21 protein-coding genes are annotated in these 13183 nt (G+C 61.4%); 20 read left to right on the forward strand and 1 reads right to left on the reverse strand.

The window, feature by feature from the left end:
• Positions 1 to 70 precede the first annotated feature (70 nt).
• The 11 genes from HUG10_RS20515 to HUG10_RS20565 all read left to right on the forward strand — a co-directional run bounded on the left by HUG10_RS20515 (position 71) and on the right by HUG10_RS20565 (position 9003).
• Positions 71 to 511 carry a helix-turn-helix transcriptional regulator gene (locus HUG10_RS20515; RefSeq protein ID WP_321169551.1) on the forward strand — a complete coding sequence of 147 codons (441 nt, stop codon included), beginning with the start codon at positions 71 to 73 and terminating at the stop codon, positions 509 to 511.
• 85 nt (positions 512 to 596) lie between these two features.
• Positions 597 to 1127 carry a hypothetical protein gene (locus HUG10_RS20520; protein WP_179171567.1) on the forward strand — a complete coding sequence of 177 codons (531 nt, stop codon included), beginning with the start codon at positions 597 to 599 and terminating at the stop codon, positions 1125 to 1127.
• 54 nt (positions 1128 to 1181) lie between these two features.
• On the forward strand, positions 1182 to 2372 hold the full coding sequence (locus HUG10_RS20525) for a TOTE conflict system archaeo-eukaryotic primase domain-containing protein (RefSeq protein WP_179171568.1): 1191 nt from the start codon (positions 1182 to 1184) through the stop codon (positions 2370 to 2372).
• Positions 2365 to 2877: a hypothetical protein gene (locus HUG10_RS20530; protein WP_179171569.1), complete on the forward strand. Its 513-nt coding sequence runs from the start codon at positions 2365 to 2367 to the stop codon at positions 2875 to 2877. Before HUG10_RS20525 ends, HUG10_RS20530 begins: the two co-directional genes overlap by 8 nt.
• The gene (locus HUG10_RS20535; RefSeq protein WP_179171570.1) at positions 2874 to 3215 is read left to right on the forward strand and encodes a hypothetical protein; all 342 of its coding nucleotides are present in this window, start codon (positions 2874 to 2876) and stop codon (positions 3213 to 3215) included. Before HUG10_RS20530 ends, HUG10_RS20535 begins: the two co-directional genes overlap by 4 nt.
• Before the next feature lie 58 nt (positions 3216 to 3273).
• The gene (locus tag HUG10_RS20540; protein ID WP_179171571.1) at positions 3274 to 3468 is read left to right on the forward strand and encodes a hypothetical protein; all 195 of its coding nucleotides are present in this window, start codon (positions 3274 to 3276) and stop codon (positions 3466 to 3468) included.
• 311 nt (positions 3469 to 3779) lie between these two features.
• Entirely contained in the window at positions 3780 to 6704 is a 2925-nt protein-coding gene (locus tag HUG10_RS20545) for a hypothetical protein (RefSeq protein WP_179171572.1), read from the forward strand.
• Positions 6705 to 6707: 3 nt separating this feature from the next.
• Complete coding sequence (locus HUG10_RS20550) at positions 6708 to 7070, forward strand: hypothetical protein (RefSeq protein ID WP_179171573.1); 363 nt, start codon at positions 6708 to 6710, stop codon at positions 7068 to 7070.
• A gap of 3 nt (positions 7071 to 7073) precedes the next feature.
• Complete coding sequence (locus tag HUG10_RS20555) at positions 7074 to 7517, forward strand: hypothetical protein (RefSeq protein WP_179171574.1); 444 nt, start codon at positions 7074 to 7076, stop codon at positions 7515 to 7517.
• A gap of 68 nt (positions 7518 to 7585) precedes the next feature.
• Positions 7586 to 8473, forward strand: coding sequence for a hypothetical protein (locus HUG10_RS20560; protein ID WP_179171575.1), 888 nt, complete (start codon positions 7586 to 7588; stop codon positions 8471 to 8473).
• Entirely contained in the window at positions 8470 to 9003 is a 534-nt protein-coding gene (locus HUG10_RS20565) for a hypothetical protein (RefSeq protein WP_179171576.1), read from the forward strand. The genes HUG10_RS20560 and HUG10_RS20565 overlap by 4 nt, the downstream gene beginning before the upstream one ends.
• 165 nt (positions 9004 to 9168) lie before the next feature.
• Here the strand turns inward: HUG10_RS20565 and HUG10_RS20570 are convergent, their stop codons facing one another.
• Complete coding sequence (locus HUG10_RS20570) at positions 9169 to 9555, reverse strand: hypothetical protein (RefSeq protein ID WP_179171577.1); 387 nt, start codon at positions 9553 to 9555, stop codon at positions 9169 to 9171.
• 54 nt (positions 9556 to 9609) lie between these two features.
• On the opposite strand from HUG10_RS20570, the gene HUG10_RS20575 reads away from it, so the two are divergent.
• The 9 genes from HUG10_RS20575 to HUG10_RS20615 all read left to right on the forward strand — a co-directional run bounded on the left by HUG10_RS20575 (position 9610) and on the right by HUG10_RS20615 (position 13178).
• Positions 9610 to 10635, forward strand: a complete 1026-nt coding sequence (locus HUG10_RS20575) for a ParB N-terminal domain-containing protein (RefSeq protein ID WP_179171578.1) — start codon at positions 9610 to 9612, stop codon at positions 10633 to 10635.
• The gene (locus tag HUG10_RS20580) at positions 10628 to 10789 is read left to right on the forward strand and encodes a hypothetical protein (RefSeq protein ID WP_179171579.1); all 162 of its coding nucleotides are present in this window, start codon (positions 10628 to 10630) and stop codon (positions 10787 to 10789) included. Before HUG10_RS20575 ends, HUG10_RS20580 begins: the two co-directional genes overlap by 8 nt.
• 123 nt (positions 10790 to 10912) lie before the next feature.
• Positions 10913 to 11056: a hypothetical protein gene (locus HUG10_RS20585; RefSeq protein WP_179171580.1), complete on the forward strand. Its 144-nt coding sequence runs from the start codon at positions 10913 to 10915 to the stop codon at positions 11054 to 11056.
• The gene (locus HUG10_RS20590; RefSeq protein ID WP_179171581.1) at positions 11053 to 11241 is read left to right on the forward strand and encodes a hypothetical protein; all 189 of its coding nucleotides are present in this window, start codon (positions 11053 to 11055) and stop codon (positions 11239 to 11241) included. The genes HUG10_RS20585 and HUG10_RS20590 overlap by 4 nt, the downstream gene beginning before the upstream one ends.
• Positions 11241 to 11912, forward strand: coding sequence for a hypothetical protein (locus HUG10_RS20595; RefSeq protein WP_179171582.1), 672 nt, complete (start codon positions 11241 to 11243; stop codon positions 11910 to 11912). The genes HUG10_RS20590 and HUG10_RS20595 overlap by 1 nt, the downstream gene beginning before the upstream one ends.
• A complete protein-coding gene (locus tag HUG10_RS20600; RefSeq protein ID WP_179171583.1) occupies positions 11903 to 12070 on the forward strand; it encodes a hypothetical protein in 168 nt (55 codons plus the stop codon). Before HUG10_RS20595 ends, HUG10_RS20600 begins: the two co-directional genes overlap by 10 nt.
• Entirely contained in the window at positions 12063 to 12227 is a 165-nt protein-coding gene (locus HUG10_RS20605) for a hypothetical protein (protein WP_179171584.1), read from the forward strand. Before HUG10_RS20600 ends, HUG10_RS20605 begins: the two co-directional genes overlap by 8 nt.
• Positions 12224 to 12586: a DUF6908 domain-containing protein gene (locus tag HUG10_RS20610; RefSeq protein ID WP_179171585.1), complete on the forward strand. Its 363-nt coding sequence runs from the start codon at positions 12224 to 12226 to the stop codon at positions 12584 to 12586. The genes HUG10_RS20605 and HUG10_RS20610 overlap by 4 nt, the downstream gene beginning before the upstream one ends.
• A complete protein-coding gene (locus tag HUG10_RS20615) occupies positions 12579 to 13178 on the forward strand; it encodes a hypothetical protein (protein ID WP_179171586.1) in 600 nt (199 codons plus the stop codon). The genes HUG10_RS20610 and HUG10_RS20615 overlap by 8 nt, the downstream gene beginning before the upstream one ends.
• Positions 13179 to 13183: the final 5 nt, after the last annotated feature.

The raw sequence follows: 13183 nt of genomic DNA on the forward strand, positions 1-13183 counted from the left end.
AAATGCTTATGCGCTTGTCATAACAAATATCGGATACATACCGGCGCCATGGGGGGCCGGAACCGATACCATGAACGGCGACAAGGACATCGATGTCGCACATCAGAGCGACGACAGGACAGACAACCCGACCGAAATCACGGACGTGACGATCCTCCACCCGGACGATTTCGCGGCCAAGATGGACGAAGCGACGCTGTTTCAAGTGACAGTGCTGCTGGCGATACAGAACCTCTCGGTTCGGGGCGAACAGTGCTACGGGCTGGCGATCAAGGGCGAGCTCGAGAAGATCTACCGGACCGCCGAGATCCACCACGGACGGCTGTACCCGAACCTCGACACGCTCAAGGAGCGGGACCTGATCGTCAAGAAGCCGATCGACGATCGCGCCAACTCCTACCAGCTCACCCCCGGCGGCAAGGGGCTGCTGAAGCGGTACGCCGAGATGGTCGTCGGCCTGATCAACGGGGTCGAGTACGACGACATCGTCAACGACGGCCGAGTCGCATAGAATCGTCTGATGTCGGATCGCTGTTTCCACTGCGGGCACACCGGTCCCTGTTGGTGCGTGTGTTGCGAGAATAAACCGAATCAAAATGACGACGAGATACGCGAAGGCGAAGGAGATTGGCTTCGAAGAGTCTGAGACGAATCCGGGCCTCCTCTGGTGGTTCGTCCCCCAGGGCGGCTACAAGATCTTCATGGACTTCCGCACGAAGAACGACGACGGTGAGTATGACGGCTACGAACCGGACATGCCACCACGAACCTACGGCGCGGACGAAGACGACGAAGGGAACACTGTCTGGATAAACTCGTCCGGCGATACGCGAGATCGCTGGAAAGAGGATATCGAAGGCCACTGGGTCGTCAAGAAAGTCGAACGCGAGAGCGGTCTCGACCAGGACCGCGGGCAAACGGGCCTCGACTGGTTCGCGACTGATGGCATGGCTGAGCAGGAATGTCGGCTGTGTGGAGACGAGTACGCCGTTTCGGAACTGGAGAACGGACTATGCTTCGGAGATGATACGAACGGGTGTTACTTCGAGGAGAATCCCGCCGAGTTGTTCCGCCAAGCTCGCCGCCGTAAAGAGGAAATCAGAAGTGAGCGCCGACAAGAACCTTAATATCAGTTCCCTGTGTATTCATCCCTACACCTCCCGTGGAACGGGGTGCCAGGAATGAGTACAGTGAACCACGATGAACTGGGCGTCAGCGTCCCGTTGTACCTGGACCTGTTCAAAACGCGCGACGACTGCTTCGCAGTCCAGCGCATGGATGGGTCGTACGGGCCGCTGAACATCGAGTTCGAAGAAAAGCACGTCGAGCAGCACATCAACGGCGAGCGGACGTACGGTCAGTACCTCGTCGACCCGGTCGACAACACCGTCCGCTTCGCGGCGATCGACAACGACATCGACGACGACTCGAACGCGCCACTGGAGAACGCGCTGGAAGCCGCCGTCCTCGAAAAGCAACGGGCGCTCGAGTTCGGGCTCCGCGACAATCAGGTGTGGCTCGAGTTCTCCGGTCGCCGAGGATACCACACGTGGTTCTTCTTCGACCCGCCTGTGAAGGCGACGCTCGCGAAACAGCTCCTCGAGTACATCGTTGGCGGAACGCCCGAGGAGCGTGACGCGTACACCGAGCAGATCAACGACGGGGCCGACCCGGACGATCTCGACACGCCCGGTGTCGACATCCCCGGCGGTCACACGGAGGTATTCCCGAAGCAAGTCGGACTCAGCACTGGGGAGTACGGAAACCTGATCAAGACGCCGTTCGGCCTTCACCAGAAGACGGGCAATCGGATGTTGTTCGTTGACGAGACGGGTGAGCCGTATTCTGATCAGGCGTCGATCATCCGGGCGGCGATTCGAAATCGCATCCACCCGGACGTCGCTGGTGGCATCCTCGAGGAGTTCGGGGATGATACGGAGCACCTGGTCGAAGAAGCAGAACAACGAGCGGCCGGTCGGGGTCGCGACCTGGAGGACATCGTCTCCGAAGGGATGGACATCCGGCCATGTATCGAAGCGGCGATCACGGGTCAGAAGGGGAACCTCTCGGGCGAAGAAGGGCACCACATGCGGCTGGCGGCGGCCGCCGAGCTGCTGGCGAACGGCTACTCGGTCGAGGAAGCCCACGAGTTCTTCAAGGCGTTCCCGAACTACGACCCGAAGATCACAGAGGAGAAGCTCCGTGAAGTGCAGAGCAACCTCCCGCGCCCGTGGGCGTGCTCGACGATCAAAGACAAGTGCGGCTCGCTGGTGACGGATTGCCCGTGCCCGGCGACGTCGGACATAGACCTGGTAACATCAATGGAGCTGAATCACCAACGCTACGGCCACGTATGGAAGAACGATGAATGACGAGAACAACACGAAGACGGTCAACATCCGAGTAAACGCGACGGACTGGGAGAACCTCTCCGACGAGAATCGATCCGAGATCTGTCGCGAGGCACTCCGCTCGGCCTCACAGATGAAGCGTGACGCTGGAAAGGCGCTCCGCTACGCGGGTGAGTACGAGAAGTCGCTCGCGAAACTGGACAAGGCACAGGCGGAAGTGAAAGTGAACAAGACGATGATGGAGAACGAGCTCGAGGCGTACGGCTATCACGAGCTCGTCACCGCCGATGAGCTCCCCGATCAGTTCTCCCTGTTCGAGGAGATGCTGGTCTACTCCGGCAAGTACGCGAACTCGTACATGGAAGCCGGTCGCGGCTACGAGTGGATCGTGAACGCGATCATGCAGGACATGCGTGACGAGGGGAAGGTGCTCCCGGTCGGGATCGCCGAATGGATCGTCGGCATCGTCGAGGACAACTTCGAAACCGAGGACGAGGACGACGAGGAGGAGACGGTCGAAGTATGAGCACGACGCGCGTCGAGCAGACGGTTCACGGCGACGTGAAGTACGAGACGTTCACGTGCTCGGGCTGTGATTCGGAAGCGATCGTTGGGACGGAGCACGACCTGTACGATCTGAACATCAAGCACCGGTACGACGACGACGAAGACGTCGTGTTTCGCGTCGGACCACATTACACGCTGTTCCAGTTCTGTGAAGTGTGTCAGAACCAGCCCGGCCCGACCGCACGACTCGCCCTCCAGAAGGCGAACTATAAACGCCGGCTTCAGGGGAAGTACACGGCCTGGGCAACGTTGCTCCTCATCGCCGAGGCGCTGTTCATCTGGTGGGCGTTCCTGTGAGCGCCAACGTACCAGTTAACGGATAGCTTTTGCCGGTCCATGGTGTATCGATTACTGAGTGAGTCGTCAGTTCAAGAAGATAGTCTTCCCTCATGAGTACGTCGACCATCGTGGAGCCTACGCGCTCTTCTGCGGTGGCTGCTGGACGCCGCTCAAGATCAACTGGGGAAACAACTCAACCGGCTACGCTATCTGCTCTTGCGGGCACCGCTACGGGTACAAATACGTCTACGAGAAGTTCGTACGGGCCTAATTCGAGAGTTTCAGAGCGTCTCACGGGCACTCTCATTCGCATTTTCGACGCCTGTCGCTCCGGGCCATGGCCCCTACCCTCGATGGGCTGCAAACGTGTTTCCGCGAGGCGTATCAGACAGTTTTTCGAGAGGAAGAATAGAATAGAAGCCTCCCGACAGGGTAGAAACCGCAGTACTGGGGCCTCTTCGGTGCTTGATGTATCAGATAAAGAAACACTTATCTTAGTATTCCACGTACAATAGGTTACCCACAGTCATCCGGCCTTGGAACGGACCGGCTGGCATCGACGTGGGACGGAGTAATCGGTAAATGAGCAAGAACGAAACCGACGCAAGTTCTGATTCCGGCGCGACGGAGGATGCGCTGGACGGATCGATGCTTGACACCATCGAGCCGGTAGAGACTGGGTTGGCGACAGACGAAGAACCCGAACCTGAGTTCCAGAAGGCCCGCCACGAGGTCGGCCAGAAGAACCTCCAGGCCACCGGGAGCGAGCACCCGCTCGCGATCGCCTCGGGGTCCACCGCTTCAATCGAGCAGCGCGTGGACAACGAGGTCGTCCTCGACTACCTGTCGGACAAGATCTACGGGGGTCCTGATTCGACGATTCGAGAGTACCTCGCCAACGCAGAGACGGCCTGTATCCGTGCAGCGGAAGTGCTGCTCAAGGACGAGGCCGGGTTCGACGAAGACGACTTCTGGGTCGTCGACGACGAACACCCCGACTACCACCCCGACAAGCGCGAGCACCGCCAACCAGTACGGCGGCTGTTCCCCAAGGAGATCCTCGACGCGGCCCAGGCCCACTGTGGCTACGAGCCGACGATCGAGGTCGAATGGCACGAGGGCGACAACCTCCTCGTGATCGCCGAGAACGGGGTCGGCTTCACACCGCGTGAAGTCACCGACGTCCTCGCAGTGACGGGCCACTCCGGGGTTCGCGACCGCGGCGATGTCTCCGGCCAGTTCGGGATGGGCGTGATGTCGGCCCACAAGGTGGTCGGCAAGGAGGGTGCGTACACGCTGATCACGCGCACCCGCCGCACGGACATCCCCGACTGGGCCCAGGAGTCGTTCGCCGCCTACTGCTACCTGGGTGGCTACGACATGATCGAGGGGTCGCTCCCGGACGGAAGCTACGGCACGCGCTTCGAGCTCCCGATCAAGGAGAACCTCGACGACAACCACGGGTCGCGCTACGACGACACCCCGGTCATCACGAAATGGGTCGGCAAGTACGCCGAGTACATGCGAGTCCCTGTCCTGTACCACCACTTCAACGATGGTGACACGGTGCACGACGACGAGTTCGGGGACAAGGAGTTCGCCGACGACTACAACGGCGCGGTCCTGACGATCGACCGGCCCGAGTTCATCGCGAAGTCCTACCCTTCGGCGAGCAACGACACGCTGCTGCTGTCGATGCCCATCAAGCGGAACTACCGCTACTCGCCGCCCGATGCCCCGTGGAGCGTGGACATCCGGCTTCGCAACGAGGGTGGTATCGTCATCGAAGGGCCGAACCGCGGCCTGATGCCCGTCGAGGACGCCGAGTACGAGAACATGGAGGACGACCGGCGCGAGAAGTTCGTCCGGAAGTCCGACCTGGAAGACGAGGACATCACGCTCCCCGAGCCGACGGCCTCGCGCGACGAGCTCCAGAAGAACGAGCCGTTCTGGAAGTGGATCGGTGGCGAGTTCGACCAGCTCTACAAGGACGAGATCAAACGCTTCGTGGCGTCGGTCTCGGACCTCGACGATCTCGAGGACCTGGCCTCCGACGACCCGAACGGGTTCTCGTTCCTGATGGTCGGGCTCTCGAAATTCAAGTCCTACAAGGTCAGCGACGGCGCTGATTTCCAGGACGTGATCGAAGAGAAGCTCGAGACGACGCTGGACGAAGAGTTCTGTGACCAGCTCCTGCTGCTCATGACGAACGTCGAGCTCGCACCACGCGGACGCTCTGGCGTTCGGCTGAAGAACAACCGCACCAAGGAGAAGACCTGGCGCATCTTCCGCGACGCCGCCGACGGCGACGTCTACATGGGCGTCAACATCAACGAGAAGCGGACGAAAGTGGTCTGGGCGACGCACGATGCGAACCAGGTCGCCCGCGTCAGCAAGTCGGGCAAGTACAAAGAGTACGAGCAGCTCGGCTGGAAGCGCCTCGCCGACGTCCCCTACTCGTCGGGTGCGGAGAACGCGAGCCAGTTCACCATCCCGTCCGACCTGAAGAGCTCGGGCTCGGCTGGCGGGAAATCGAACGCCGGCAAGGACGCGGCCGACCGACAGCTCACAGTACGGCGGTCGAGTGACCGCGGTGACTGCGAGAACCACACAGCGAGTTCGATCAAGGACAGCCTGGAGCTGTACGACCAGGGGAAGGGCGACGGCGTGAAGGTGAGCTGGAACAAGCACGTTCACGAGATCGTTCTGTTCCCGAGCAGTACCGACCGGCGAATGACCGATTGGTACGATGTAATCAAACCCCACAAGGGGCGGGGCTGCGCCACCTGCATCAACGGCGTCTACGAGTACCTGAAGGACGTACCTGGAATCATGCACATCGACGACCTGATCGCGGATAGCGACGACGTAACGCTCACGACCAGCGAAGGCGACATGACCGTCTCCGACGCCGGCGACGAACTACTGGTCCACCTGGTGAACGCGGACTACCTCGACCGGTTCCGCGAGCCCGAGATCATGACTCGGCTGGCCGAGCTGCTCCACGACGAGCTCGAGGAGCACTGCGACGACTTCAGCTGGGACTACGAGGAAGAGATGTACCCGGACAAGTTCATCTACGCACCCGTCGACAAGAACGCCTGGCGGCGTATCCAGCCCGGGAGCTTCGAGTCTGACTACGTAGTGATCGCGGGCGACCTGCGGGTGACGAACGTCGGCGCGACTCACACGCACGGCTACCAGTCGGACGCCGAGCTGTACGCAATGGGGCGGTTCTACAACTGGGACGCCGACTCGCCCGAGATCACCTCGCTCAAGTCGCTGGTCACGAGCCGCGACCCCGAGCAGGCGTTCGCCCTGATCGACACGCTGGCGATGCTCCACGACAACGGCGTGAAGCCCTCGTCCGCACAGAACGGTCAGATCGTGAAGCTCACGGTCGAACAGCAGGCATCACTCGACGACACCTCGGACTCGGATGCCACCAGCGACGGCGGCACGGACACGCCGGAACACGAGGCGCTGGCCGACGGCGGAGAGGAGTGAGCCATGAGCCTGGACGAGCTCCAGATGGATCTGGAGAAGTGCCGGTTCAGAGAGATCAACACCAAGCGGAACGACGACGGGAGTCTTCGCCGCGTCGAGGTGATGATCCAGCTCTCCACCGCGAACAGCGGGTCGCCGGTCACGTTCAAGTACGCCGTTCGGGGAGACGACGACCGGCTGAAACTCACGCAAGTGGTGGACACGGGGACGACCATGACGATCTCGAAGTTCATCTACATGAACGTGTTCGCCGAGCACATGCTCCCGAAGCGCATTCCGGATGTCGAGTCGGTCGAGTCCGTCGAAGAGAAGCTGCTCGCCGCGCGGAAGCTGGTCGAAGGTGGGGCGCTTGAGGACGAGGAGTGAGCCATGAGTGACATCCGGGTCCAGAGTCCGATGTACGAGGACGAGTACACGATGGAGTCGCCGGACCACCACGCCGACGATCCCCAGCCCGGCGATATCGTTCGACTCGGCAACGATACGATCGTTCGAATCGTCGCGGCCAAGGACGAAGGTGCGGACCGCCCGCCGCTGTACACCGTCGCGCTCGAGCGAACGATCGGCGTCCACCCCGACAACGGGGAGCTCGAAGACATCAGTGGCTACGGGATCGCCGACGTCCTCGTCCACCGCGAGTCAGCGGCGGTCCTCAAGGACACGATGGCGCATCTGGCGTACGTGAACGTCCTGGAGGAGATGGGGTTCGACGAGGCGGCCGAGCTCGTCGGACACGTGAAGAGCCTCACGTTCACGAAAGTGCGAGGCTGGTCCATCCCGAAGACGCCCGAGCACGAGGTGTTCGACGAATGAGTTCTGGTGAAGTATCAGAAACCTTAACATCTCACGGCTCCAACTCAGGTCACACTACGAGAAGTGAAATGACAGAAACGAACAATTCCGATGAGACGGTCGACGTGCCTGCAAAGAACGGTGCGCTCCAGACCGTGGAGGAAGGGCGGAGCGTGGAGAAGATCGACGAGACGCCAGTCAACCTGCTCCTCCGTGTCCACACGGACGAGGGCTGGGAGACGCGAAACGTGACCAAGACCAACCGCAACGTGCTCCTGTACGAGCACGGGCTGTACGACCTGGTCTACGGGTCGGGCAACGAGATTCTGGAACTGAGCCAGACGCCGTACGCCGCCGTAGCCTCGCACGAGCAGGAAGGGACGTTCACGGTCTGGGTCAACGACGAACCACCGATCGAGACGCCCCCGAGAATGGAGGAGGACGTGCTCGAGGCGGTCAGGGAGATCCTCGACAACGAGCGGCGAACGATCGCCCCGCTGACCGAGATCCACAAGACCATCCTCGATACGCAGGTCCGCCGGCACGTCATCAATCGGCTCCTCGACGAGGCACCGTTTTCGGCATTCACCGAGCGGGGCCTGATCGACACTGAATCACGGGGCTGGCTACTCTACGATCAGCTGCTGCTGACGTGGGAGGGCGAGTTCCGGAACCAGTCGAACGAGGATCGTCGGTACGAAGTGTCGGGCTCGGGCGTCCGGCAAGTCGAGAGTGTCAACGAGGCGTTCAGCCTCTCCCGCCGCGGTCAGCAAGACGTGACCGAGTACGGCGAGGATGGCGAGCAGACGACGAACGACCGTATCACGGTCGAGTTCGGGGATGTGACGCACACCTTCGGTGAGAAGGAAGTGGCGTTCATCTCCCGCGTCGTCTGGGCGCTGAAGAACGTCCGCCCCCGCGGTTCCCGCACTGAGAACACCCCCTCCGAGTCACCTGATCAGGAGACAACAGAATGAGCTACGACTTCATCGACGACAACGCACGGCCAGACAACTACACGTACGGGCATGAGGTTCATGACCCGTCGTGGTGGGGTCTCGGCACGCACAGAGAAGACGATGGTACCGACTGGGACGCAGTCCTCGAGGACGTAGAAGACGTCGTCGCGGACGTCCCCGGAATGAACAACCTGCTGAACGAGGCCGAGCGGATCGCCGACTCGTACCGAGACTTCGGCTTCGAGTGCCCCGTGTGCGGTCTCCGCCACGGCCACAGCTCGGACAAGCACGACGTCCGCGACTTCTTCGCCGTCACCGAAGAGTTCGTCGACAAGATGCACAAGTCGCCGTACTGTCACTGCGGCGTCCACGAACTCGCCCGCCTGCTGAACTACTTCCGATCGATCGAGATCCAAGTGTTCGAAGACCAGGACGAGGACGGGTTCGACATCGACTCGCGCAAGCGCCAGGTCAAGTCCGCCGCCGGCTCCGCGCCGATCCCTGACCGGGTCCGCAACGAGCTCGACGACCAGCTCGGCCCGGCATAGCTCCGTCCCTCGCGACCACACACGCACCTTTTTCGCAGAAACATCCTTTCCCCCAGCCGACGGCTCCGATCGCTCTCAACGCAATCTCCGGCCTCTCACAGCATCCACCCATCAGCTCACACATGCCACCACGAGCATTCCGCTTTCACGCACCGTCCCGCTCCGTTAAATCGGACTCGCGGCTGCTGGCACCTCGACTGCGCCAGGTGCAATGTAACAGACATCGGCCGACTCGATCGGGCGCTTCGTCCCCGAAAACACGAAGTGATTGTACACGTACGGATTGTAGACGACGAACCGGGTCGGCTCACCCTCGATGAACGCATCGTCCCGGTCGGCCTCGTCGAACCAGTTGCCACGAGCGAAGGCGTGGACGTTCTTGCGCCCTTCATCCCTCACTCGTTCGCGTCCAGCAGGCTGAACGACGAAGTCCACATCACGGAGGACGATCTCGTCGACGTGGGCGATCACCCGCCCGTATCGCTCGTACGGTTCCCGAGAGCGGACGCTCAGACAGTCCATGTGGAGGTTCTGATACACGTCCACCTTCATACATGATGGTGGGTACCCGGAAGCTATAAAGTGACCGTTCGATTATAATACCATATGGCTGATACTGAAGAGCTGGAATCGGGTGATGACGGAGAGGAGTTCGATGACATCGACTTCGATGAAATCGAGGACATGTCACTCGAAGATCTCCAGGCCGACATCGAAGACGAGGTTGGCTTCGACTCGGGCATCACCGTCTACGACCCGGTGTACCTCCCGCTGAACCGGCTCTCAGCAAACAACTGGAACCCGAACGAGATGAGCTCGGACGAGTTCAACCGACTCTGCGAGAACATCGAAGACGACGGGTTCCTCGCGCCGATCCAGGCCGTTCCCGTCGACGAAGACGGTGAGAACCTCCAGTTCGACGACGACGTGACCGCTGAAGAGATGGCTGAAGAGATGGACCACGCCCGCATCGTCGGGGGTGAACACCGCTGGTCCGCCTCCAAGGTCGTCGGGCTCACCGAGCTTCCCGTCATGCTCGTCCCGAACAAGGACAAGGAGTGGGAGAAGCAGGCGACCGTTCGCATGAACAGCATCAGCGGGTCGATGGACCCGATTCAGTTCGCCGAGCTCGTCGAAGAACAGCGGAAGAAGTACGACGACGACCAGCTCAAGCACATGCTCGGGTTCGCCGGCGACGACACGCTGTTCGACTCCGTCCTCGAGGACATCAAAGAGAGTGTCCCGGAGAACGTTCGCGAAGAGCTCGAAGAAGCAGAAGACGAGATGGAGACGATCGAGGACCTCTCCGAAGTGCTGAACCGTATCTTCCGCGAGAACGGTGACCAGCTCGATCACCACTTCATCACGTTCGCCTACGGCGGCGAAGAGAACGTGCTGTACCGGACGGACGACGATCTGTGGGCCCGCGTGGTCGACATGAACGAGCGGATCGAGGCGCTGGACGCCTCGGCGATGGAAGTGCTTCGCTACCTCCTGACGGAGGGTCCACTTGACGATGCGCTCGAACAGGCTGAGGGAACGGCCGAGGTGAGCGACGAAGACGTCGCCGACGATCCCGAGGAGCAGGTGGGTGACCTGGAGCCGGGCGACCTGGACCACTCCGATGAGTGAGATCGACCCCACGGCGGTACGGGGATTCCTGGAGAAGGTCGAGCGGGCTGGCGAGATCATGAAGCGTTCGAGCGATGCTGCGACACACCGGGCGGGAGCGGCGTTCACCCGAGCGGCCACTGAGTTCCGCGAGGAGATCGAAGACGACGAGTGACGGCCGTTCGTGGTGGCATCAGGCTGGATTAGTATAGATACTGAACAGTCTGTCAAAGAAACACTTTTTACTAATAACGCCCTACATAAGGTATCCAACCCGGCGTGGTTGGAGTGTTAACGAATGAGCTGTCGAGATATTGAACCAGAACGAGACGGAGAGCTTCTCGTCGAGAACGAGCTCGACCGGCGTGAATCGGAGGATCAGCGCCTGCTCGACGCCGAGGAGGAGTACGCCCGTCAGCAAGACTGGGTGGAGGAGCGATGAGCAACCTCCCACCCGGGACGACGCACGCAGACATCGACCGTCACTTCGGCCCACCGCAGGTGTGTCGCGGTTGCAACCGCCAGACGCCTGAGATCGAAGACAAGGGCCACGAGGAAGGGTGCGAGTTCAGCGACCCGGACCGCCCCTTCTGGTGGGACCCGCAGATGCTCGTGGAGGGCTACTGATGCGCGATCGCGGGATTCGCATCGGTGGTCTTGGCGACCCGGTCGCTCAGAACATCCGGAACGAGCAGAACGCGGACGCGATGCCCTCACCCGACGAGGTAGCGCGCGCGAAGCGCCAGCACCAGGTCGAGCACGCACAGTACAAGGCCGCGGTCGCGTTCCTCCATCACTACGAGGAGCCGACTGGACGGTTCAGGGTCCGCGCCGCCGCCGAGTTCCTCGGCTTCAAGGCGCTCGCGAGCACGCTCCGCGGGAGGCTGGTCGACTATGGTGCGTTCAAGTACGAGCACCATGAGCCCCACGAGCGCGGAGAACACTCGGACCCACGGTACGGACCGCCGACAGTCGTCGACGACGAGATCCGCGAGCTCAAGCGCGGAACGTTCACCACCGTTCAGGAGGCCATCGATCGTGTCGCGGACATCCGGTCGGCGAGGCGGCGGCTGGCTCCGTTTGGCTCGAGCGTGGCGACAGCCATGATCATCGAGCTCACGACTGCTCGCCACGTGGACGCCCACCAAGAGCGGGTCGTGTATACGAACGCGACCTGGGAGAAGGCGATGCACGCCGGCAACTGGTCGGACCGGTACACCCCCGAGCGGATTCGAGAGTACCAGGACGAGCTGGGCGAACGCTTCATGATCGCCATGGAGGACCGATCATGCGACTGAACGGCATTCACGCCGAGCAAGGTCCGGTCGACGAAGAGATCGACCGCTACCACACCGACCAGTACGACACGTACGTCGTGCTCGCGAATGGCACGCGGGTCGATCTGGCGGGTAACAACTGGACTGAGCTCGACATCACGGAGGACGACGATGAGTGATGAGATCGACCCGGAGGTCGTCAACGAGGTTCGGGACATGCTGGACGCCGGCATCAATCTCGTGAGCCAGGGCATGCACATCACGCAGACGGACATCCTCGAAGAAATGAGCGACGAGCTCACGGCCGAGCTGGAACGAATCGGGTACGACGAATGAAGGCCGTCAAAGAAATCCTCCAGGCGCACGGCTACGACTCAGCCGACGAGATGGAGATCGGAGATCGCGTCACCGTCGACGGCGGCGCGCTGATGGACCTGACGGTCGAGAAGATCGGCGAAGACCGCCTCAGTGTCGCCCACTACTTCACGCAACTGGGCGACCTGATGTCGGACCCGGAGATCGTCTTCGACCTCGCCGACGGCGTGTGGCGCCCGATCAGGTACACCCAGCATCCTCACGTTCACGAGTACAACACGGATGGGCTCCCGAGCGTTGGAGACTTCGCCGAGCAGTGGAGTGAGAACCTCCGGTCACAGGGGTTCGTCGAGCGAGCCCAGGAGAAAACGGATGAGTAAGCAGGACGAGCCGTGGATTCGGTACCCGTTCGACGAAATGCACCGGTGTATGGTGTGCCGGAAGAAGACGCAGTCACACGCGTTCCCGGCCGACGTCGACGACGAGACGTTCGTCCTGAGTGATGCGCCTGACCCGGAGTTTGCGTTTACTGTGTGCCACACGTGTTACACGGAACACACGCCACAGGACGTCCTCGACCTGCTCAACGCGCGCTACGACGAACTGAGCGAACGAACCGGGACGACGTTCACCGACTTCGATCGGGCACTCAGCGACGAAGCGAGTTCTGATCGAATCAAGGTCTTCACCAACGACCGCGCCCGTGTGATCATCGACCACCTCGATCAGGGTGCTGTCGTCGAGATCAACGAGGACCGAGAGTGGGTGCTCGTCGGCAACCCGGAGGATGGCGGCGATACTGAAGTCGAAGTCGTCTGGGGCCTCGTCGAACGCCGACCACCCGGGAACAACGGGCGGGGCGGCGCGATCACCAAGAGCAGTAAGCCGCTCGACTCCCGGTACATGATCGCCTACCAGAATGGCGACGGCTTGGACTTCGAACCCATCGAGACGGTGGAGGTTATGGGATGACGAAC

The organism is Halorarum halophilum, from assembly GCF_013401515.1.
Classification (GTDB): Archaea; Halobacteriota; Halobacteria; order Halobacteriales; family Haloferacaceae; genus Halorarum; species Halorarum halophilum.

Excerpts from the sequence above, each read along its gene's own strand:
- HUG10_RS20560 (WP_179171575.1), top strand. The coding sequence starts at position 7,586 with ATGACAGAAACGAACAATTCCGATGAGACGGTCGACGTGCCTGCAAAG.
- HUG10_RS20575 (WP_179171578.1), top strand. The coding sequence starts at position 9,610 with ATGGCTGATACTGAAGAGCTGGAATCGGGTGATGACGGAGAGGAGTTC.
- HUG10_RS20595 (WP_179171582.1), top strand. The coding sequence starts at position 11,241 with ATGCGCGATCGCGGGATTCGCATCGGTGGTCTTGGCGACCCGGTCGCT.
- HUG10_RS20545 (WP_179171572.1), top strand. The coding sequence starts at position 3,780 with ATGAGCAAGAACGAAACCGACGCAAGTTCTGATTCCGGCGCGACGGAG.
- HUG10_RS20530 (WP_179171569.1), top strand. The coding sequence starts at position 2,365 with ATGAATGACGAGAACAACACGAAGACGGTCAACATCCGAGTAAACGCG.
- HUG10_RS20610 (WP_179171585.1), top strand. The coding sequence starts at position 12,224 with ATGAAGGCCGTCAAAGAAATCCTCCAGGCGCACGGCTACGACTCAGCC.
- HUG10_RS20590 (WP_179171581.1), top strand. The coding sequence starts at position 11,053 with ATGAGCAACCTCCCACCCGGGACGACGCACGCAGACATCGACCGTCAC.
- HUG10_RS20555 (WP_179171574.1), top strand. The coding sequence starts at position 7,074 with ATGAGTGACATCCGGGTCCAGAGTCCGATGTACGAGGACGAGTACACG.
- HUG10_RS20605 (WP_179171584.1), top strand. The coding sequence starts at position 12,063 with ATGAGTGATGAGATCGACCCGGAGGTCGTCAACGAGGTTCGGGACATG.
- HUG10_RS20550 (WP_179171573.1), top strand. The coding sequence starts at position 6,708 with ATGAGCCTGGACGAGCTCCAGATGGATCTGGAGAAGTGCCGGTTCAGA.
- HUG10_RS20520 (WP_179171567.1), top strand. The coding sequence starts at position 597 with ATGACGACGAGATACGCGAAGGCGAAGGAGATTGGCTTCGAAGAGTCT.
- HUG10_RS20525 (WP_179171568.1), top strand. The coding sequence starts at position 1,182 with ATGAGTACAGTGAACCACGATGAACTGGGCGTCAGCGTCCCGTTGTAC.
- HUG10_RS20600 (WP_179171583.1), top strand. The coding sequence starts at position 11,903 with ATGCGACTGAACGGCATTCACGCCGAGCAAGGTCCGGTCGACGAAGAG.
- HUG10_RS20570 (WP_179171577.1), bottom strand. The coding sequence starts at position 9,555 with ATGAAGGTGGACGTGTATCAGAACCTCCACATGGACTGTCTGAGCGTC.
- HUG10_RS20580 (WP_179171579.1), top strand. The coding sequence starts at position 10,628 with ATGAGTGAGATCGACCCCACGGCGGTACGGGGATTCCTGGAGAAGGTC.
- HUG10_RS20585 (WP_179171580.1), top strand. The coding sequence starts at position 10,913 with ATGAGCTGTCGAGATATTGAACCAGAACGAGACGGAGAGCTTCTCGTC.
- HUG10_RS20515 (WP_321169551.1), top strand. The coding sequence starts at position 71 with ATGAACGGCGACAAGGACATCGATGTCGCACATCAGAGCGACGACAGG.
- HUG10_RS20565 (WP_179171576.1), top strand. The coding sequence starts at position 8,470 with ATGAGCTACGACTTCATCGACGACAACGCACGGCCAGACAACTACACG.
- HUG10_RS20535 (WP_179171570.1), top strand. The coding sequence starts at position 2,874 with ATGAGCACGACGCGCGTCGAGCAGACGGTTCACGGCGACGTGAAGTAC.
- HUG10_RS20615 (WP_179171586.1), top strand. The coding sequence starts at position 12,579 with ATGAGTAAGCAGGACGAGCCGTGGATTCGGTACCCGTTCGACGAAATG.